Below are 17,460 nucleotides of genomic sequence, written 5' to 3' on the forward strand. Positions count from 1 at the left end.
AGTGATGGCATGGCGGACGTAAACAAGGTCGTTCTGGCTTATTCGGGCGGCCTGGACACTTCGGTGATCCTGAAGTGGCTGCAGGATACTTATAACTGTGAAGTCGTAACCTTTACTGCTGACCTGGGTCAGGGTGAAGAGGTCGAGCCTGCACGTGCCAAGGCGCAAGCCATGGGCGTCAAGGAAATCTACATTGATGACCTGCGCGAAGAGTTCGTTCGAGACTTCGTGTTCCCTATGTTCCGCGCCAATACTGTTTACGAAGGTGAATACCTGCTGGGCACATCGATTGCTCGCCCGCTGATTGCCAAGCGTTTGATTGAAATCGCCAATGAAACGGGCGCTGATGCCATTTCTCACGGCGCTACAGGTAAAGGTAACGACCAGGTTCGTTTTGAACTTGGCGCCTATGCCTTGAAGCCTGGGGTCAAAGTGATTGCTCCTTGGCGTGAGTGGGATTTGCTCTCGCGTGAAAAACTGATGGATTACGCTGAAAAGCACGCCATTCCTATCGAGCGTCACGGTAAGAAAAAATCCCCGTACTCGATGGATGCCAACTTGCTGCACATCTCTTACGAGGGCGGTGTGCTGGAAGACACGTGGACCGAGCACGAAGAGGATATGTGGCGTTGGACCAAGTCGCCCGAAGACGCGCCTAACACGCCAACGTATCTGGAGCTGACCTACCGTAATGGCGACATCGTTGCACTGGATGGCGTTGAAATGACGCCGGCGACAGTGCTGGCGACACTGAACCGTATCGGTGGTGAGAATGGTATTGGACGTCTCGATATCGTTGAAAACCGCTATGTGGGCATGAAGTCCCGTGGTTGCTATGAAACGCCAGGCGGCACCATCATGCTGCGTGCGCACCGTGCTATCGAGTCGATTACGCTTGATCGTGAAGTGGCGCATTTGAAAGATGAGCTGATGCCTAAATACGCCAGTTTGATCTACACCGGTTACTGGTGGAGCCCTGAGCGGGTAATGTTGCAACAAATGATTGATGCGTCCCAAGCGCACGTTAATGGTGTTGTGCGCCTCAAACTGTATAAAGGCAATGTGATTGTGACCGGGCGCAAATCCGACGAATCATTGTTTGATGCCAATATTGCAACGTTTGAAGAAGATGGCGGTGCTTACAATCAGGCGGATGCGGCAGGCTTTATCAAGTTGAATGCGCTGCGCATGCGGATCGCTGCGAACAAAGGCCGTAAATTGTTCTAATACACACGGTGTTAAAAAGCCCTGGCCTTGGTCAGGGCTTTTTTATGGGGGGCATTCAGTGGCGAGCGTCAAAAGGGCAAGCGGAGGGAGTCATCCTGGGTGTTATAAGTGATAACCGTCGTGTTTTCCATGAGCTGATTTTTCTTATGTGCATGCACTGCTAATGAAGTGTCTTGCATCAATGCATTGATCTGGTGATTGATTAATAGAATAAGCGTGGTGTTTTTCTTGAGTATGTTTTTGGTCGGGTGCAAGGCTTTATTCAGGCGGTGGAGGACTTCTTCCAGTCTGGTTTTATCCAGGATATGAAGGTTCGGATGAGTAAGGTTTGCGATGTGCAGGCCGTCTGTTCCGGCCTTCTTTAAAGTAATAGATTGTGGTGCGCTTGCCTCTCTGGTGGAGGAGCTAATGTCAAGTACGGTTTTTATTTTGCGTCGTTTGCTGTGCGTTGAATCATAATCTCGATGTCCTTGAGGTAAGAAAATAAGGCTTTGGGGGCGGCAAAGAGTTAGTTTCACATTTGCCCAGTTGAGGGCTTTTTTATGTGCTGGCACATAAGGATGTGGGAAATGATTGCTGCCTTCGTTTTGCGGGCGCGCGCGTTCAGTGTTAGTGGTTATGAAGTTTGTTTCATTAGTGAAATCGGACGGCGAGTAAAGGGATTTGTTGTTAAAGTTTAAGGTGATGAAAAAGAGAAAAATTAGAATAAGTGGGAAAATCATCAAGAACCAGACATAGATCTCCTGGTTCTCATTGTTGATGTAAGGCAAGGAAATAGAGGCGGATGCCTGCGTAAGCATTGAAAAAATAGCGATGACGGTGAGCGGGTTTTTGGCTTTGTATTTTTGAGTGATCATAATGTGGCCTGTGCGAAAAATAAGGGTGGTTTTTACGTAAATAGTTTGTGCGCAAGGGGGCCTTGCCTGGCTGTTATCAGCGTCAGTGAGGACGTTCGCAAGGGTGAAAAGTGTGACTTCTTATAAAGCTAGACCTGGCTTTTTGAAACCGCAAGGATAAACGTGGCCTGTATTTATATGCGCGATATCTGGATATGGGTTTTTGACGGTTTTTTGTAGTATTTGTCGTGAAAGTCGCTCGGAAGTTTTCTTTTTTTGTGATGCGTCAATAAGTGATGAAGGTGGAGGTTTTTGAGTGTGATCAAATGCTGGGCAGGTTTGGCTAATGTGCTTGTTAGTATTGATTAAGTAACGCTTAATCTCTTTCCGAATGATCTGTAGTACTTTTCCTTAAGTGATAATTTGAAATATTTTCTTATGAAAGGAGAGTAGATTTTGTCAGGAGACAATTATTACCGAGTAGCAGTGTTGTAAAGGCATGCTAGTGTGGTTAGTAGTCATATTTCCATACGCATCCAAGCTCTTGCTGAATGATTGATGGGCTGCTAAATAGGTGTGTCAATATTTCTCTGTTTGCATGGGTAGTCGTTGCAGATGTTTTGTAAGGTAATTTTTACGCGTTTATATCAGCCGATTACCACATACATAATGTGCAGTTGAGTGATGCTTCAGAGCGGGCGCAAAGGAAGGTGATTGAAAAAAGCAGTGTGTGGATGTATGGCGTTGCGTCGAAGCATCGCTTGCGTAAGTGCGATGGGGTTGCACAAAAAAACACTCGTTTGATTAATTCCATAGTAAGTGGAGGCTTCGCAGTTCGATTTTTCTTACGTGGAGTGATTCGCGCGTTTGAGAGGCGGGAAGTTTTTCTTCAGAGCGGTTTTTTGTAGGATAAATCGTTATTTTATGTAGGTGATGTCTTTGGCTGTTAGTGCTCGGGGGGGAGCGCTATGCCCAGGGTGTTACGACTAGGCTATTGTGCTGACTCTAAAAATTCGAACAGCGAAAATTGGAATTGCCCATGAATAAAGTGCTGATCGTGGATGACCATCCCGTGATCCGTCTTGCTGTACGTATGCTCATGGAACGACATGGCTATGAAGTCGTTGCTGAGACGGATAACGGTGTAGATGCGTTACAACTTGCGCGTGAACATGCGCCAGATATTGTCATTCTGGATATAGGAATACCCAAACTTGACGGGCTTGAGGTTATAGCCCGACTTTCAACACCTGCATTACCCGTAAAGGTGCTGGTATTGACGTCACAGGCACCCGGTCATTTTTCCATGCGATGCATGCAGGCCGGAGCTGCGGGGTATGTATGCAAACAGCAAGACTTGACCGAGTTGCTCAGTGCAATCAAAGCGGTGCTGTCCGGTTACAGTTACTTTCCCAACCAGGCACTGCACTCGGTACGCACGAGCCTTGGCAATGCGAGTGAAGCGGATATGGTGAACCGCTTGTCGGGGAGAGAAATGATGGTCTTGCAACAGTTGGCGCGGGGGAAAAGTAACAAGGATATTGCCGATGGCATGTTCTTGAGCAATAAAACGGTCAGTACCTATAAAACCCGGCTTTTACTAAAGCTCAATGCACGCTCCCTGGTTGACCTGATCGAACTTGCACAACGCAATGGCTTGGTGTGAAGGGGATATGAGCGTAGCTGCTATTGATGCATCCGCGTGTTGTGGCTTGTGTCCTTAAGAATAAAAAGCCTCCGGGACAGGAGGCTTTTGAGGAGGCTATAGGTCGTAGTCATAGTCAGACAGTTGTCTCTTGAGGCGCTTTTCCTCAAGAAGGTTGTCTATGGTCCTGCGTTTGGCGAGATTGATCTTCGCCACAGGTTCAGGGGACGGTGTGGGAACGCTATCGTCCAGCTCATCCAAATCTTCGTCATCCAGTCTTTCTTTGCCAGTGCTCATTCTTTTCACTCCAGGCCAAGACAGCTATTGGCGCCCCTTATAGCGACAAACGCTTCGGGGGTAAAAAAGATTTTCTCAATCGATCAACCCTAAAAGCTTCGATGGTTCAATCATCGGATGTTTTTTGCTTGAATTCGCATAGGTCTTCAATGCGGCAACTGCCGCAACGTGGCTTGCGTGCCTGGCACACATACCTGCCGTGCAAGATCAGCCAGTGGTGGGCATCCAGTAAGTAAGGCTTGGGTACGAATTTCATCAATTGCTTTTCAACCTCCACCACATTTTTGCCCGGGGCGATGCCTGTCCGGTTGCTAACCCTGAAAATATGCGTGTCCACCGCCATAGTGAGCTGCCTGAAGGCGGTGTTCAGTACAACATTAGCCGTCTTGCGACCTACGCCAGGGAGTGCTTCGAGCTCCTCGCGGGTTTGAGGCACTTGGCTGGCGTGACGCTCGATCAGTAAGCGACAGGCTTCAATCACGTTCTTGGCCTTGCTGTTGTAGAGGCCGATGGTCTTGATGTAGTGCGACAAACCTTCTATTCCCAGAGCGTAGATGGCTTCTGGGGTATTCGCGACCGGGAACAGCTTGGCCATCGCCTTGTTTACGCTAACGTCTGTTGCCTGAGCTGACAAAATCACGGCGATCAATAGTTCGAAGGGCGATGTGTAGGCCAGTTCAGTCTTGGGCTCAGGATTGTCTTCGTGAAATCGACGAAATATTTCAAGGCGCTTAGCGGCATTCATGAGTAAAAAGGTTCCCGATGTGCAGTGTTAAGGGCCTTGAGAGTAAGTAGGTGCAAAGCCTGATATTTCAAGCTTTGACGGTGTCTAGTGCGGCCAGAGTCAATTCGGCATGAGTGACTGCTTCGTTCAGTGAAGTGAGCTGCTCACTCGGCAATGCCTGGTTAATGGCTTTTTTCAGTTCTGCGCGACGCAAAGCAAGCTGGATTTTTGCACGCTTAACATCGGCGCCGGGGGCTAAGGGCGCGTTACTCGATAGCTCTGGACGCTGTTCGAGTTGAGCCAATGCTTGTTCTGCACGTTCAAATTGCGCTTGAAGCTGGATCAGCTGGGATTGCTGTGGGGCAGTCGGCGGATGGCCAAATGCTTTAAGCGATTTGTGAAGTTGGGCGCGCGCCATCGCAAGGGTGACTTTGGCCTTTTTAAGGGCTGCATCGGCAAGGGGCGCTGATGGGGTTGTCGGGTTGTGCGCGGCTACGGTGGGTATACGAGTTTGCTGAGTGCGAGCGAGCCGTTGTGCTTGCTTGAGTTGCTCCTCAAGGCTCAGGCGTACCTTGCGCTGCTCATAACGCTGTCGAGCGTGATCGCGCTTGCGCGTGCGTGCGTGGCGCTGGGCTGCTCCGTGAGCCAATCCGCTTACCACCGGGATCACATCGCCAGGTAGCGGACGCATTTCAATGCAGTCGACAGGGCAGGGGGCTACGCACAAGTCGCATCCCGTGCATTCATCCACTATTACGGTGTGCATGAGCTTGGCGGCACCCAGAATGGCGTCTACCGGGCAGGCTTGAATACACTTGGTACAGCCGATGCATTCGGCCTCGCGAATAAAGGCGATTTGTGCCGGTGCCGTGCCGCGCTCCGTGTCCAGTGCAATGACGGGTATTTTCAGCAATGTGGCAAGCGCGCCAATGGTTTCATCAGCACCGGGCGGGCATTTATTAATTGCTTCGCCTTGAGCAATACCCTGCGCGTAGGGTTTGCAACCGGGATGGCCGCATTTTCCGCACTGGGTTTGCGGCAATAAAGCATCAATCTGTTGAATCAGGCTCATGGTGTTTTATGTCCAGCGACAGCAGGCCGCCCCCAAGCGCTATTCATCCGGCGCGGTGGTTGAAGTGGGCTGGCGATAACGCGTGAATGTCAGATCAGTCATGCTCGATACGGTTAAGTGAGCGTGGCTGATTATCCGACAAGGCAGGAAGGGCGGCTACTGATGAACGTCCGCTAACGGCCTGTAAGCCGTTAGCGGGTGTGTGAGGCAAGTATTATTTGATGCGCTGGCCTGGCTTTGCGCCGCTGTCCGGGCTCAGCAGGTAGATTTCTTCGCCGCCAGGGCCGGCTGCCATCACCATGCCTTCAGAGATGCCAAAGCGCATTTTGCGCGGCTTGAGGTTGGCAATCATCATGGTCAAACGGCCTTCAAGCTCTGCCGGGTTGGGGTAGGCACTTTTGATGCCGGAGAACACATTGCGTTGTTCATCGCCGATGTCCAGTGTCAGGCGCAAGAGTTTGTCTGCGCCCTCCACGGCTTCAGCTTTGAGAATCAGCGCGACGCGCAGGTCTACGGCGGCGAATACATCAAACTCGATCTCGTCCGCCAGCGGCTCTTTTACCAGCTCACCGTTGCCTTTTGGCGTGGCAGCCCCCGTATCGGTCTGGCTAGCAATCAGGTCTTCTTTAGAGGCGTCAGTCATGGCTTGAACTTTTACTGGATCAATGCGGGTCATCAGCGGCTTGAATGCATTCAACTGATGATTGTTGAGTAGCGTGCGGTGGTCAGCCCATGTCAGAGGCTCGACATTAAGAAATGCCTCGGCATCTGCTGCGAGCACTGGCAACACGGGCTTGAGGAAAATGATCAGTTGGCGGAACAGGTTGATGCCCAAGGCACAGACCGCCTGCACTTCGTCCTGTTTGCCTTCTTGTTTGGCCATTGCCCAAGGCGCTTTCTCGGCAATCCAGGCGTTGGCACGGTCGGCCAGCGCCATGATCTCACGCATGGCGCGCGCGAAGTCGCGGGCTTCATACGCTTGCGCAATGCTAGGTTCGGCGGCGAGAAACGCTTCAGTCAGTTCAGGCGCTGCGTTGCCTTCAACCATGACGCCCGCATTGCCTTTATGGATGAATCCTGCACAACGGCTGGCAATGTTGACCACTTTGCCGATCAGGTCCGAGTTAACCTTCTGCACGAAATCTTCAAGGTTAAGGTCCAGGTCGTCGACGCCGCGCCCCAGTTTGGACGCGTAGTAGTAGCGCAGGTACTCAGGCGCCAGATGATCCAGGTACGTGCGGGCCTTGATAAAGGTACCGCGGGATTTGGACATCTTTTGACCGTTAACGGTCAGGTAGCCGTGCACGTTGATGGCAGTGGGCTTGCGATAGCCTGCGCCTTCGAGCATGGCGGGCCAGAACAGCGCGTGGAAGTTCACGATGTCCTTGCCGATGAAGTGGTACAGCTCGGTGGTGGAGTCTTTGGCCCAGTACGCGTCAAAATCCAGCTCTGGACGACGCGAGCAGAGGTTTTTGAAGCTGGCCATGTAGCCGATCGGTGCATCCAGCCACACATAGAAGTACTTGCCCGGTTCATCCGGGATTTCAAAGCCGAAGTACGGTGCATCGCGGGAAATGTCCCACTGTTGCAGCCCGGCATCCAGCCATTCGGCGATTTTGTTCGCTACCGCATCTTGCAGTGCGCCGCTGCGCGTCCAGCTCTTGAGCATGGCGTCGAAGTCGGGCAGCTTGAAGAAGAAATGCTGCGAATCCTTCAATACCGGGGTGGCACCAGAAATGGCCGACTTGGGGTTCTTCAGATCGGTGGGGGCGTAAGTGGCGCCACATTTTTCGCAGTTATCGCCGTATTGATCTTCAGTGCCGCATTTAGGGCAGGTGCCCTTGATGAAGCGGTCGGCCAGGAACATCTTCTTTTCCGGGTCGAAATACTGGGTGATCGAGCGAGTGGCAATGTGGCCTGCTTCGCGCAACTTGATATAGATCGCACTCGACAGCTCACGGTTTTCTTCGGCGTGGGTCGAATGGAAATTGTCAAAGTCGACATGGAAGTCAGCAAAGTCGGCGCAGTGTTCAGCCTGGACATTGGCGATCAGTTGCTCTGGCGTGATGCCTTCTTTTTCGGCGCGCAACATGATTGCCGAGCCGTGAGCGTCGTCTGCGCAGACGTAAGTGCATTGATTGCCGCGTTGCTTCTGGAAGCGCACCCACATATCAGTCTGGATGTACTCAAGCATATGGCCAAGGTGGATTGAACCATTGGCATAGGGCAGGGCGCTGGTGACGAGGATCTTGCGTGGCTCGGACATGGGGCTCGGCTACTTGATGAGACGGTGGTCGGCCACTATAAAGCGCCGGGCAATTTATTTCACCCCGTGGGCGCGTATCAGTTGGCATCGGCTGTTTTTAAAAGCCTGCGTCCACCGCTTTAGAAGGGTTAGGATAGCGGCCTGTTTTGTTCAGACCTATTTAGGGAGTTGCCCATGAGCGCCGTCAATCGCGCAGCGGTGGAGGCTGTACTTCGCCAATACACTGACCCTTATTTGAATCAGGACCCGGTCAGTGCCGGATGTGTACGGCACATTGATGTTCAGGGTGATCGCGTCAATGTCCAACTTGAGCTGGGCTATGCCGCTGGCTTGTTCAAGAAAGGCTGGGCGCAGATGCTGCAATTGGCCATCGAGAATATGGACGGTGTCGCAAAGGCCAACGTTGAGATCAACTGTGTGATTGCTGCGCATAAGGCACAAGCGCAAATCCCGGGTTTGGCCAATGTGAAGAACATAGTGGCAGTGGCCTCGGGCAAGGGCGGAGTCGGCAAATCGACCACTGCGGCCAACCTTGCGCTTGCGCTTTCGCGTGAAGGTGCGCGGGTCGGAATCCTGGATGCTGACATCTATGGTCCGAGTCAGGGCGTTATGTTCGGTATTGCCGAGGGCACGCGCCCGAAAATCCGTGACCAGAAGTGGTTTGTGCCCATAGAAGCCCATGGCGTTGAAGTGATGTCGATGGCGTTCTTGACCGATGACAACACGCCGATGGTGTGGCGCGGCCCGATGGTGTCCGGGGCGCTGTTGCAGTTGGTAACACAAACCGCCTGGAATGATTTGGACTATCTGGTCATCGACATGCCGCCCGGCACCGGGGATATCCAGTTGACGTTAGCGCAAAAAGTCCCGGTTACCGGGTCTGTTGTCGTCACTACGCCGCAGGATCTGGCGTTGCTGGATGCTCGCAAGGGCGTCGAAATGTTCCGCAAGGTCAACATCCCTGTGTTGGGTGTTGTCGAGAATATGGCGATTCATATCTGCTCCAATTGCGGTCACGCAGAGCATCTGTTTGGCGAGGGGGGAGGTGAAAAACTGGCGACTCAATATGGTGTTGAGGTGCTGGCGTCATTGCCGTTATCGATGAGCATCCGCGAGCAAGCGGACAGTGGCAAGCCGACGGCGATTGCAGAGCCGGATAGCCAGATCGCGATGATCTATCAGGAGCTGGCCCGCCACGTGGGCGCGCGCATTGTCCTGCATGAAGCGACGTCACAGGCCATGCCGACGATTACCTCCAGCGACGATTGATGCTGAGGTAAGGGGCTGCTCTTTCTCGCGATGTTGTCCGTCTGGATTCAAAAGGCGGACTTGAAAGCATTGCGAGACAGGCTCAAGCTTTGAGGTTGATTTTGCGGGCATAAAAAAACCCCGCTTTTGAGGGCGGGGTTTTTTACTGGATCAGTACAAGTTAGATAACTTGAACTTCCTCAGCTTGCATGCCTTTCTGACCGCGAGTAGCGATGAAAGAAACCTGTTGGCCTTCTTTCAGGCTCTTGAAGCCGTCGGATTGGATTGCTTTGAAGTGAACAAACAGGTCGTCACCGGATTGTGGAGTGATGAAGCCGAAGCCTTTTTCATCGTTGAACCACTTAACGGTACCAGTTTGGCGATTAGACATGGTGTAACTCCTTGAACAAAGATAACTGCGACGCAGGAAAAGCCCTGGCCGAGACTGAGTGCAAAGAGCAGGAAAAATTCTTGGAGATGGTTGGATCGAAATTCAACATCGTGTAGAGATTCTCAGTGACACAAGCAGCACAGTGGCGCCACCTTAACCCTTTTTCAGGAACGTGCAAAGGGTCTTTGCGAAGGTTTCTCTAAAAACGTGACTGACGGTTGGCCTGACGGCCTGTATTCACGGCGCTTAGCGCTATTTTTAATAAATCTGTTCCAGTTTTTTGAACCTGGCCCCGCGCCCCGGTAAGATGCCGGACAGAATTTTTCCACCTCGCTATTCAGGACACCCCGCCATGAGCATCAAATCAGACAAGTGGATTCGCCGCATGGCGCAAGAGCACGGCATGATCGAACCTTTCGTTGAGCGCCAGGTTCGTGGCGAAGGCGCAAACCGTCTGATCTCCTACGGTGTGTCGAGCTACGGTTATGACGTACGTTGCGCGAACGAATTCAAGGTGTTCACCAACATCAACTCCGCCACCGTCGACCCTAAAAACTTCGATGAAGGCAGCTTTGTCGATGTCACCAGCGATGTCTGCATCATCCCGCCGAACTCTTTTGCTCTGGCGCGCACCGTCGAATACTTCCGTATCCCGCGCAACGTATTGACCATCTGTCTGGGTAAAAGCACCTACGCTCGTTGCGGCATCATCGTGAACGTGACACCGCTTGAGCCTGAGTGGGAAGGCCACGTCACGCTGGAGTTCTCCAATACCACGACATTACCGGCGAAAATCTACGCCAATGAAGGTGTCGCGCAGATGCTGTTCTTCGAATCCGATGAAGAGTGCGAAGTGTCTTATAAAGACCGTGGCGGTAAATATCAGGGCCAACGTGGCGTCACCTTGCCTCGTACCTGACGAACAGAGGGAATTCCTGAGCGCAAATGCACTCTACTGAGTGTATTTCCGGTGATACACCCAGCGAGCCGGATCCACGCTCAGGAGTGCCCTTATGAAGATTGATCCGAGTATCCGCGCCCAGTTGGCAAACCTTGAACCTAATCAGGTCGGGATGCTGGCCTGGTCGTTACTTGCACACCCTCAGATCCAGGCAGGCGGTATTCCCGGCCAGCCAGACCCCGATACCCCGCAACCCACAGAACCCGGCGTGCCGACGCTGCCGGATGAGCCGCCGCCTGCGCCTGTGGCGTGAATGTTCAATGCGCCACCCTCAGCCGTCTGTGACCCGTGCCGGCCAACACCCGATGCTCAATTGCGGGTGTTGTGTGCCGTGTGGGCTCAGCACCGGCCCAGCAGCCTGGCCGAACCTCAAGCCGATAACAGATACCCGCTGCGATATGCCTGCTCACCTGCCACATGCGCAATGACCATCCCGGCGGTGGCCATGCGGCGTGTGACACGGGCATACAACACGCCTGAACAGGTGCAATGAATGGGCGTGACGCGATCACTGATCGGATCAATGACCTGGGCAACCAATGCACCGGCTTTCAGGTAATCGCCCGGTTTTGCGCTGAACACCAGCAAGCCCCCGACGGCCGTTGTGACGGGTTCAACCCCGGCCAGAGGAGTCGCAGGGTACATGAGGGCCGGAAGTGGCGCGGGTTGGCCTTCAATGGCGCCAAAATCGATCAGGTAGTCAATCAATGCCTGACAGTCTTGCTCGGCCAGTGAGTGGCTCACATCCTCTTGGCCGCGCAGCTCGACGGTGACCGAAAAACTGCCCTGCGGGATTGCCGCAGCGTGCCCAAAGCGCTGGCTCAACGCCCACCACAGCAGGGTAAAGCACTCGTCGAAGGACAAGCCCCCGGAGTCGGTTGCCAGCAGGCTGGCTTGCGCGCCGATGCGCCGTGCCAGTGGCTCAACCTGTGGCCAGGCTTCGGGAGTGGTGTACAGGTGCGCAACGGCTTCGAAATCGCAATGTAAGTCCAGCACCATGTCTGCATCGCAGGCCAGTTTTTGCAGGGTCAAACGTTGTGATTGCAGTTGCGTGGCGGGCACTTGTGCCGCAAGCGCATCACGCAAATGACGACGGATGAGGTGCAGGTTGTGCGTGGCATCGTCGGTCAAAAGACCTTCGATGGCATCGCCAATCGGTCCGCTCAAATCGAGGAATTGGCGGTTGAAGTTTTGCCCGCTGGACAGCTCAAAACGGCCTACAGGTACGTCCATCAACACTTGTTCAAGGCCCGTCGGGTTGGCCACCGGGACGATCACGATCTCGCTGCGCAGTCGGCCAGCCGTTTGCAGCTCGGCCATGCGCTGCTTGAGGTGCCAGGCCACCAACATGCCGGGCAGTTCATCGGCATGCAGGGACGCCTGGATGTAGACCTTGCCCTGTGGCTGCGCTGGCCCGTAATGAAAGCTATGGATGAATCGTTCAGTACCCGGCACCGGGGCCAGCAAAGGGTGGATCTGATGTCGTTGTGCGCGCATAAGAAAATCCTGGAGAACGGGTAGTAAACGTCAATTCGCAGCGCAAGGGCATCTTGGCCTTAGCCGGGGCCTGCGCCTCATAGGTCTGGCCGCCGGTTTTACTTGCCGGGTGTCAGAGTCAATCGTGTTTTGCCATACACCTTGTCAAAGTTTTGCGGCTGCATCGGGAAGCTGAGGTACTGGCCCTTGAGCCACGGATCGATGCCGTCAGCATAATGCGGGCTGGCCGGGTTACTCGATTGTCCCGTGCTGTTTTGCGCCATCATGGGTTCGATTTGGCCAAAGTCGATGATCATGCGCATTGCTGGAATCACAGTGGCCTCGAAGTCGCCAGCGCCCATGTTGTAGGCCGCCATGTTCAGCGTGGTGTGATCGCCGCCCGCTGCAATCGGGCCGCGCACGGTTTGCCCTTCGGCGTTACGCCATACGTAATGGTGCAGCTTGCCCCATTGCCAGGCTTTGTGATCGGGGCCCATCGACTGTTCTGCGGCGTTCACTGCGGCCACCAGGCTGCGCGCCAACACCGTGGGTTTGTCTTCTTTTTGCGCCGTTTTTGCATCATCCCAGAACGGGCTGTCTTCGCGGCTCAACAGGTGGTCAGCCTGAGCGGAGTACGACAGGTTGCCATTGCTGATGAAGGCCTTCCAGCTCGCGCTGTTTTGCGGGCCAAGTGCGCTGAGGAACGTTTGCTCGGCACTTTGCTGCAAAAACAGTTCATACAACGCCGCATCGGCGGAGGTGGCGCTGAGTTTGCCGTCAAACGCCAATAAGCGCGCCAAGGCTTCGCGGGCTTTGACCTGCTCGCCTGCGGGTAGCCCGGCAATCGCTTGCTTCAACGGCTGCGCCATGCCGGGGGCTGTAAGCATGGCCTTAAGCTTGGGGGCGAACAGGGTGGTCTGGTCGTACTGCATGGCAATCAGGCTGCGCGCGTCCTGCCTGCCGCTGGCCGCCAGTTGCGCAATGCGCTCACTGCGCTCGGGCGATAACCACGAGTTGGACAGCTGCATGCCATAGCCGTACGCAGCCGTGCGCTGGTTCGCCATGCCGAGCCAGCCTTGCGCCGGGTCCTGGTCGTAGGGGTGCAGCATGGCGTCGGCATAACCGTCCCAGTCATAGCGACTGTCCCAGCCCGGCGACGGGAACAACCCCAGACCTTCGCGGCGATTAGGATAAAGCCCCGTCAATTGCCAGCCGATGTGTTGGGCGTCGGCATAGAGAAGATTCAGCGCTACGGCGCGGATTTCGCGACTGGCATCGGAGGCGGCTTCACTGTTTTGCGCACGCGACAGATCGAAAAACGCATCAAGGGTCTTGTCACCCTTGAAGTCCGGTACTTGCAGGGCAAGCCCCAGAGTGCTGTTCAGCGGGTTATTGAGCAAAGGGCCGTGGCGGGTTTCATACAGTGCTTCGCGAATGGGGCGCTGGCCTTTGATGAAAAAGGTTTCGTTGCGCACACTCGCGGGCACCCATTTGCCATTGGCGAGGTAATACACACTGTTGCCCTGGCGCTTGAGCTTCTCCAGGAATACGTCCTGGTTGTCGCCCATCGCCATGCTCATGCCCCAAGCGACTTTGCCATTGAAACCGGCAAACAGCGTCGGTAGGCCCGCAATCGAGGCGCCAGCAGCCTGATATTTTGGTGCGCGAATTTGCACGTAGCTCCAGGCGGACGGTATGCCAATCGGTTGGTGGATATCAGTGGCCAGCAGGCTTTTGCCTGTGCGGCTGCGCTGTGGGCCAAACGCCCAGTCACTGGACGCGGTGACACCCGGCATACTCAAGCGCGTGACTTGCTCAAGGGCTTGAGTGACGCTGTCCAGCCCTTGTAACTGGCCGCTCAGGTTCAGGCCTTTGAGTTTGTCGGCCTCGGCGCTGGGCAAGGCTTCGCCGGGGTACGTCGGCACCAGCCATGGGAGCTTGTCGGTGCCGACTTTCTGCGCCAGCACCAAGGTGTTCAGCTCTTCTTGCAAGTTGGTCGACATGCCGAAGCTCAGCAGGCTGAAAATCAAGGCTGAATCTTCAGGCTTCCAGTACTCGGCTTTATAACCGGCCTGTGCCAGATCAGCGGGCAGTTTGTCGCGGTAGCGGAACACATAAGCGTTCACGCCGCGAGCATAGACTTCGAAGAACCTTTTGAGGCGCGGCGATGCACTTTTATAGAGTTCGCTGGCGTTTTTTTTCAGGTTGATGCTGCGCATCAGGCGATCGGTTTGCAGGGCGTCGGCGCCGTTGAGTTCCGCCAGGCGGCCCTGAGCAAGCAAGCGCAAGCGCACCATTTGGCTGAAGCGATCACTCGCATGCACGTAACCCAGGGTGAACAACGCGTCATGAAAGCTGCTGCTTTCAATCAGCGGCATGCCCTGACTATTACGACGCACCGAGACGTTCTGGGCCAACCCTTTGAGCGGTTGCACGCCGAAGGCAGGTACCAGGCTTTGAGAGGCGTGATTGTTTATCTGGCAACCGGTCAGGCTTAAAAAGCCGACCACTGCCGCGGCAACGCCGAACCGGGGTAAAAAATGAGTGAGGGCTGGCGAGGCCATGGCAAAGCTCCTGCGGGGGGATGTCATCGAAAGGCGCTACGTTAGTGAGGCCGATGATGGCGCGCAAGGGCTAGCCAGATAAAAGCTGTGGTCGGTATGACAGGTGGCGATTAATGCCCCGCCACGCTGTCAAAAACAACGCAGATAGCTACGCGTAGCGATGGGATCTGTTTACTTCGATGGATTGATTTTTTCCACCAGCGCATAAGCCCGCTCGGTTGCGGGACGTGCCTTGACGCGGGCAAACCAGGCTTTGAGCGCCGGGAAGTCATCCAGGTTTTGACCTTGCCAGGTGTGAGGCACAATCCAGGGGTAAATCGCCATGTCGGCGATGCTGTACGTGTCGCCTGCGACAAACTCCCGACCTTCCAGCTGCTTGTTCAATACACCGTAGAGGCGTGCGGTTTCGTCGGTATAGCGCTTGATGGCATAAGGAATCTTTTCTGGCGCAAAACGATTGAAGTGATGGTTTTGCCCAGCCATCGGCCCCAGGCCGCCCATTTGCCAAAACAGCCACTGCAGCGCCATTTGCCGGCCGCGCAGGTCCTTGGGCAGGAATTGGCCCGTTTTTTCGGCGAGGTACAACAAGATAGCGCCGGATTCAAACAGTGACAGCGGGGCGCCGCCGTCTGCCGGGGCTTGGTCGACGATGGCCGGGATGCGGTTGTTAGGTGCGATCTTCAGAAAGGACGGTTCGAACTGTTCGTTTTTGCCGATGTTCACCGGGTGAACGTTATAGGGCAGCCCCGCTTCTTCAAGGAATAGCGAAATCTTGTGGCCGTTGGGGGTGGTCCAGTAATAAAGATCGATCATGAAGGGCTCCAGAAGGGAAGTTCACGCAGCAACTGATGCCAGCCAAAGGTAACAGTTCACCGCGGCCTGTCAGTTTTACTCTCAATCTTGTGCAGGAAGAAAGTACCTGACCCTGTTCTGGATGCATTTTTCATGTGGTGAAAACACACACGCCGCACATGCTTGAAGGCAAGTGCGGCGTGGGCAAGGCGCTTTAACGTATCAGGCGCCGTGGCACTTCTTGAATTTCTTGCTGCTGCCGCACGGGCAAGGATCGTTGCGGCCAACGTCTTTCAACGCATTGCGCACAGGCTCCTGGTGGGCGTGACCGCAGTTCGGGCCATGCACATGACCGTTATCGTGGTCATGGGCGTGATCATGCTGGTCATGATCGTGGTTGCAGTTCGGGCCGTGAACGTGGGGTTGCTGGGTCATTGCTCAATCACTCTGGAATAAAATCGCCGGGGATTATCTCGCCTTTGCGCATCAGGTGCACGTCGTTACCGTAGAACAATCCGGTTTCCAGTATGCCTTCCAGCCGGTATGGGATCGGTTGATCGGGGGATTCGAGCAGTTTGACCAGCGGTTTGACGTGTTGCCACATATTGGTGCGCACCGGTACGACATAGTCGACGTGGCTTTTTGGCTCAACGCTGAACCACTGGCTGTGTTCGCCTTCGGTCAGCAAGACGGGCCCCAGATACACTTTGTAGCTCAGCCCGCGAACGGTCAGCGTCGAGTCATTAGGGTTATCCACCCTGAAATGCAATTTGAAGCGTTGCTCCAGCAGCTTTGCTTGAACCAGCTCCACTTTGGCAAGGCGAACTTGCGGGTCCTTGTCGGCTGATTCAAACCATGACGCACAACCTGAAAGCGCCACAATTAACATGACGGCGAATGAGCTTCTAATAAGTGCCCGAGATTCCATTCCTTGCTCCTTATTACGCGCGTCAGTTCAGCTTATTGGGCGAAATAGCTGGCGCAGCATTTTTTGAATTTAAGCCCGCTGGCGCAGGGGCACGCATCATTGCGGCCTACTTTGAGCGGTACTGTGGGGTCGATGAAATACCAGCGACCAGCACTTTGCACGAACGAGGAGCGCTCTCGGTGGTGGTGTTCACCGTCGGCGTCGTGCCAACGTGCAGTAAAAGTCACAAAGGCATGTTCAGGTTGACCGCCAAAGACCTCGCTCTGTTCAACTTCCAGGCCCAACCAGGTGCTTTGGGCACTCCAGGCTGCAATCGACTGGCGATCCAGGCCGGGTTGCTGCACGGGTAAAGTCGTGCCAATCAGATAATCGATCAGCCCCAGCACATAAGCGCTGTAGCGCGAGCGCATGAGTGTTTCGGCGCTGGGAGCCCCAATGCCGTCGTGATAGTGCCCGCAGCATGCGTCGAGTAAATTGCCGGTGCCGCAGGGGCAAATAGATGTACTCATCGGGTTACCACCAATACTTGCCGAAATTTTGCGGATTGGCCCAGAACCTGGCATTCAACCAGTCGGGCACTTGTTTGTACTCGCGTAAGTCATAAGTGAACAGCGTCAGCATCTGCTCGTCACGCTGAAAGTTCTCATTGTTTTGTAGGCCCAAGGCGAAAAAATCCGTTTCGGCCCACTCGCAAGCAGTCAGATCTGCCAACACGGCAATCCGGCTGGCATTCAGATTACGAATCCCGGCAAGCAATTCAAAGCCTACGCGTTTTGGCAGGTGTTCAAGGCAATCCACCACAAGGGCAAGGTCAAAGCGTTGGGCCGCCAACTCGTCCGGCAAGACTGCGGGTGCGGCCTGAGCGATTGAAGCCTCAGGGTGAGCCTCCTTATAAGCCTCCAGGGCCGGGAAACGGCTGGCGCCGACGACCAGCAAACGCTGTGGCGCATAACGATCGAGCAGTGCCGCCAAGGCCTGCTGGGGCGTGCGTGTGGAGATAGCAAAGGTCATCGTCAGTCCTCAATCAGAGCGC

Annotated in this window: 18 protein-coding genes; 5 read left to right on the forward strand and 13 right to left on the reverse strand. The window is 54.5% G+C overall.

Annotated features, from left to right (window positions below):
* Positions 1-9 precede the first annotated feature (9 nt).
* Complete coding sequence (locus ACP7A4_RS02525) at positions 10-1,227, forward strand: argininosuccinate synthase (RefSeq protein ID WP_059764893.1); 1,218 nt, start codon at positions 10-12, stop codon at positions 1,225-1,227.
* 68 nt (positions 1,228-1,295) lie between these two features.
* On the opposite strand, the gene ACP7A4_RS02530 is transcribed toward ACP7A4_RS02525, so the two are convergent.
* Positions 1,296-2,084 (reverse strand): hypothetical protein, encoded by a 789-nt coding sequence (locus tag ACP7A4_RS02530; protein ID WP_203302350.1) that lies wholly within the window; start codon positions 2,082-2,084, stop codon positions 1,296-1,298.
* Between the two features lie 1,018 nt (positions 2,085-3,102).
* Here ACP7A4_RS02530 and ACP7A4_RS02535 point away from each other — a divergent pair.
* Positions 3,103-3,729 carry a response regulator transcription factor gene (locus ACP7A4_RS02535; protein ID WP_047274014.1) on the forward strand — a complete coding sequence of 209 codons (627 nt, stop codon included), beginning with the start codon at positions 3,103-3,105 and terminating at the stop codon, positions 3,727-3,729.
* Positions 3,730-3,825: 96 nt separating this feature from the next.
* On the opposite strand, the gene ACP7A4_RS02540 is transcribed toward ACP7A4_RS02535, so the two are convergent.
* From ACP7A4_RS02540 to metG, 4 genes are all read right to left on the reverse strand, one after another.
* Positions 3,826-4,005, reverse strand: coding sequence for a PA3496 family putative envelope integrity protein (locus tag ACP7A4_RS02540; protein ID WP_059764889.1), 180 nt, complete (start codon positions 4,003-4,005; stop codon positions 3,826-3,828).
* Positions 4,006-4,111: 106 nt separating this feature from the next.
* Positions 4,112-4,750: an endonuclease III gene (gene nth, locus ACP7A4_RS02545; RefSeq protein WP_059764887.1), complete on the reverse strand. Its 639-nt coding sequence runs from the start codon at positions 4,748-4,750 to the stop codon at positions 4,112-4,114.
* A gap of 67 nt (positions 4,751-4,817) precedes the next feature.
* Positions 4,818-5,801, reverse strand: coding sequence for an electron transport complex subunit RsxB (gene rsxB / locus ACP7A4_RS02550; RefSeq protein ID WP_426245396.1), 984 nt, complete (start codon positions 5,799-5,801; stop codon positions 4,818-4,820).
* Between the two features lie 214 nt (positions 5,802-6,015).
* Positions 6,016-8,067 (reverse strand): methionine--tRNA ligase, encoded by a 2,052-nt coding sequence (gene metG / locus ACP7A4_RS02555; protein ID WP_426245398.1) that lies wholly within the window; start codon positions 8,065-8,067, stop codon positions 6,016-6,018.
* A 174-nt stretch (positions 8,068-8,241) separates the two neighbouring features.
* Here metG and apbC point away from each other — a divergent pair, with 174 nt between their 5' ends.
* Positions 8,242-9,336, forward strand: a complete 1,095-nt coding sequence (gene apbC / locus ACP7A4_RS02560) for an iron-sulfur cluster carrier protein ApbC (RefSeq protein WP_059764880.1) — start codon at positions 8,242-8,244, stop codon at positions 9,334-9,336.
* A 160-nt stretch (positions 9,337-9,496) separates the two neighbouring features.
* On the opposite strand, the gene ACP7A4_RS02565 is transcribed toward apbC, so the two are convergent.
* Entirely contained in the window at positions 9,497-9,706 is a 210-nt protein-coding gene (locus tag ACP7A4_RS02565) for a cold-shock protein (protein ID WP_002554837.1), read from the reverse strand.
* Positions 9,707-10,058: 352 nt separating this feature from the next.
* Between ACP7A4_RS02565 and dcd the strand changes: the two genes are divergently transcribed.
* Together dcd and ACP7A4_RS02575 are read left to right on the forward strand one after the other, a co-directional pair.
* Positions 10,059-10,625 (forward strand): dCTP deaminase, encoded by a 567-nt coding sequence (dcd, locus tag ACP7A4_RS02570; RefSeq protein ID WP_048362698.1) that lies wholly within the window; start codon positions 10,059-10,061, stop codon positions 10,623-10,625.
* A gap of 94 nt (positions 10,626-10,719) precedes the next feature.
* Positions 10,720-10,920 carry a hypothetical protein gene (locus tag ACP7A4_RS02575; protein ID WP_048362699.1) on the forward strand — a complete coding sequence of 67 codons (201 nt, stop codon included), beginning with the start codon at positions 10,720-10,722 and terminating at the stop codon, positions 10,918-10,920.
* 116 nt (positions 10,921-11,036) lie between these two features.
* Here ACP7A4_RS02575 and ACP7A4_RS02580 read toward each other — a convergent pair whose 3' ends face one another.
* The 7 genes from ACP7A4_RS02580 to ACP7A4_RS02610 all read right to left on the reverse strand — a co-directional run bounded on the left by ACP7A4_RS02580 (position 11,037) and on the right by ACP7A4_RS02610 (position 17,438).
* Complete coding sequence (locus tag ACP7A4_RS02580; protein ID WP_426245401.1) at positions 11,037-12,164, reverse strand: succinylglutamate desuccinylase/aspartoacylase family protein; 1,128 nt, start codon at positions 12,162-12,164, stop codon at positions 11,037-11,039.
* A 98-nt stretch (positions 12,165-12,262) separates the two neighbouring features.
* Positions 12,263-14,707: a penicillin acylase family protein gene (locus ACP7A4_RS02585; RefSeq protein ID WP_203302356.1), complete on the reverse strand. Its 2,445-nt coding sequence runs from the start codon at positions 14,705-14,707 to the stop codon at positions 12,263-12,265.
* Between the two features lie 171 nt (positions 14,708-14,878).
* Positions 14,879-15,520 (reverse strand): glutathione binding-like protein, encoded by a 642-nt coding sequence (locus tag ACP7A4_RS02590; protein WP_426245403.1) that lies wholly within the window; start codon positions 15,518-15,520, stop codon positions 14,879-14,881.
* Between the two features lie 201 nt (positions 15,521-15,721).
* Positions 15,722-15,934 (reverse strand): SEC-C metal-binding domain-containing protein, encoded by a 213-nt coding sequence (locus tag ACP7A4_RS02595; protein ID WP_426245405.1) that lies wholly within the window; start codon positions 15,932-15,934, stop codon positions 15,722-15,724.
* 7 nt (positions 15,935-15,941) lie between these two features.
* The gene (locus tag ACP7A4_RS02600) at positions 15,942-16,427 is read right to left on the reverse strand and encodes an LEA type 2 family protein (RefSeq protein WP_238938262.1); all 486 of its coding nucleotides are present in this window, start codon (positions 16,425-16,427) and stop codon (positions 15,942-15,944) included.
* Positions 16,428-16,459: 32 nt separating this feature from the next.
* A complete protein-coding gene (locus ACP7A4_RS02605) occupies positions 16,460-16,936 on the reverse strand; it encodes a YchJ family protein (protein ID WP_203302358.1) in 477 nt (158 codons plus the stop codon).
* A 4-nt stretch (positions 16,937-16,940) separates the two neighbouring features.
* Positions 16,941-17,438, reverse strand: coding sequence for a DUF6231 family protein (locus ACP7A4_RS02610; RefSeq protein WP_059764871.1), 498 nt, complete (start codon positions 17,436-17,438; stop codon positions 16,941-16,943).
* Positions 17,439-17,460: the final 22 nt, after the last annotated feature.

This window comes from Pseudomonas sp. TWR3-1-1, assembly GCF_049896545.1.
Taxonomy (GTDB): Bacteria; Pseudomonadota; Gammaproteobacteria; order Pseudomonadales; family Pseudomonadaceae; genus Aquipseudomonas; species Aquipseudomonas weihenstephanensis.

What these genes read in the sequence shown, in the direction of transcription:
- ACP7A4_RS02525 (WP_059764893.1), top strand. Translation starts at nt 10, where the DNA reads ATGGCGGACGTAAACAAGGTCGTTCTGGCTTATTCGGGCGGCCTGGAC.
- ACP7A4_RS02530 (WP_203302350.1), bottom strand. Translation starts at nt 2,084, where the DNA reads ATGATCACTCAAAAATACAAAGCCAAAAACCCGCTCACCGTCATCGCT.
- ACP7A4_RS02535 (WP_047274014.1), top strand. Translation starts at nt 3,103, where the DNA reads ATGAATAAAGTGCTGATCGTGGATGACCATCCCGTGATCCGTCTTGCT.
- ACP7A4_RS02540 (WP_059764889.1), bottom strand. Translation starts at nt 4,005, where the DNA reads ATGAGCACTGGCAAAGAAAGACTGGATGACGAAGATTTGGATGAGCTG.
- nth (WP_059764887.1), bottom strand. Translation starts at nt 4,750, where the DNA reads ATGAATGCCGCTAAGCGCCTTGAAATATTTCGTCGATTTCACGAAGAC.
- rsxB (WP_426245396.1), bottom strand. Translation starts at nt 5,801, where the DNA reads ATGAGCCTGATTCAACAGATTGATGCTTTATTGCCGCAAACCCAGTGC.
- metG (WP_426245398.1), bottom strand. Translation starts at nt 8,067, where the DNA reads ATGTCCGAGCCACGCAAGATCCTCGTCACCAGCGCCCTGCCCTATGCC.
- apbC (WP_059764880.1), top strand. Translation starts at nt 8,242, where the DNA reads ATGAGCGCCGTCAATCGCGCAGCGGTGGAGGCTGTACTTCGCCAATAC.
- ACP7A4_RS02565 (WP_002554837.1), bottom strand. Translation starts at nt 9,706, where the DNA reads ATGTCTAATCGCCAAACTGGTACCGTTAAGTGGTTCAACGATGAAAAA.
- dcd (WP_048362698.1), top strand. Translation starts at nt 10,059, where the DNA reads ATGAGCATCAAATCAGACAAGTGGATTCGCCGCATGGCGCAAGAGCAC.
- ACP7A4_RS02575 (WP_048362699.1), top strand. Translation starts at nt 10,720, where the DNA reads ATGAAGATTGATCCGAGTATCCGCGCCCAGTTGGCAAACCTTGAACCT.
- ACP7A4_RS02580 (WP_426245401.1), bottom strand. Translation starts at nt 12,164, where the DNA reads ATGCGCGCACAACGACATCAGATCCACCCTTTGCTGGCCCCGGTGCCG.
- ACP7A4_RS02585 (WP_203302356.1), bottom strand. Translation starts at nt 14,707, where the DNA reads ATGGCCTCGCCAGCCCTCACTCATTTTTTACCCCGGTTCGGCGTTGCC.
- ACP7A4_RS02590 (WP_426245403.1), bottom strand. Translation starts at nt 15,520, where the DNA reads ATGATCGATCTTTATTACTGGACCACCCCCAACGGCCACAAGATTTCG.
- ACP7A4_RS02595 (WP_426245405.1), bottom strand. Translation starts at nt 15,934, where the DNA reads ATGACCCAGCAACCCCACGTTCACGGCCCGAACTGCAACCACGATCAT.
- ACP7A4_RS02600 (WP_238938262.1), bottom strand. Translation starts at nt 16,427, where the DNA reads ATGGAATCTCGGGCACTTATTAGAAGCTCATTCGCCGTCATGTTAATT.
- ACP7A4_RS02605 (WP_203302358.1), bottom strand. Translation starts at nt 16,936, where the DNA reads ATGAGTACATCTATTTGCCCCTGCGGCACCGGCAATTTACTCGACGCA.
- ACP7A4_RS02610 (WP_059764871.1), bottom strand. Translation starts at nt 17,438, where the DNA reads ATGACCTTTGCTATCTCCACACGCACGCCCCAGCAGGCCTTGGCGGCA.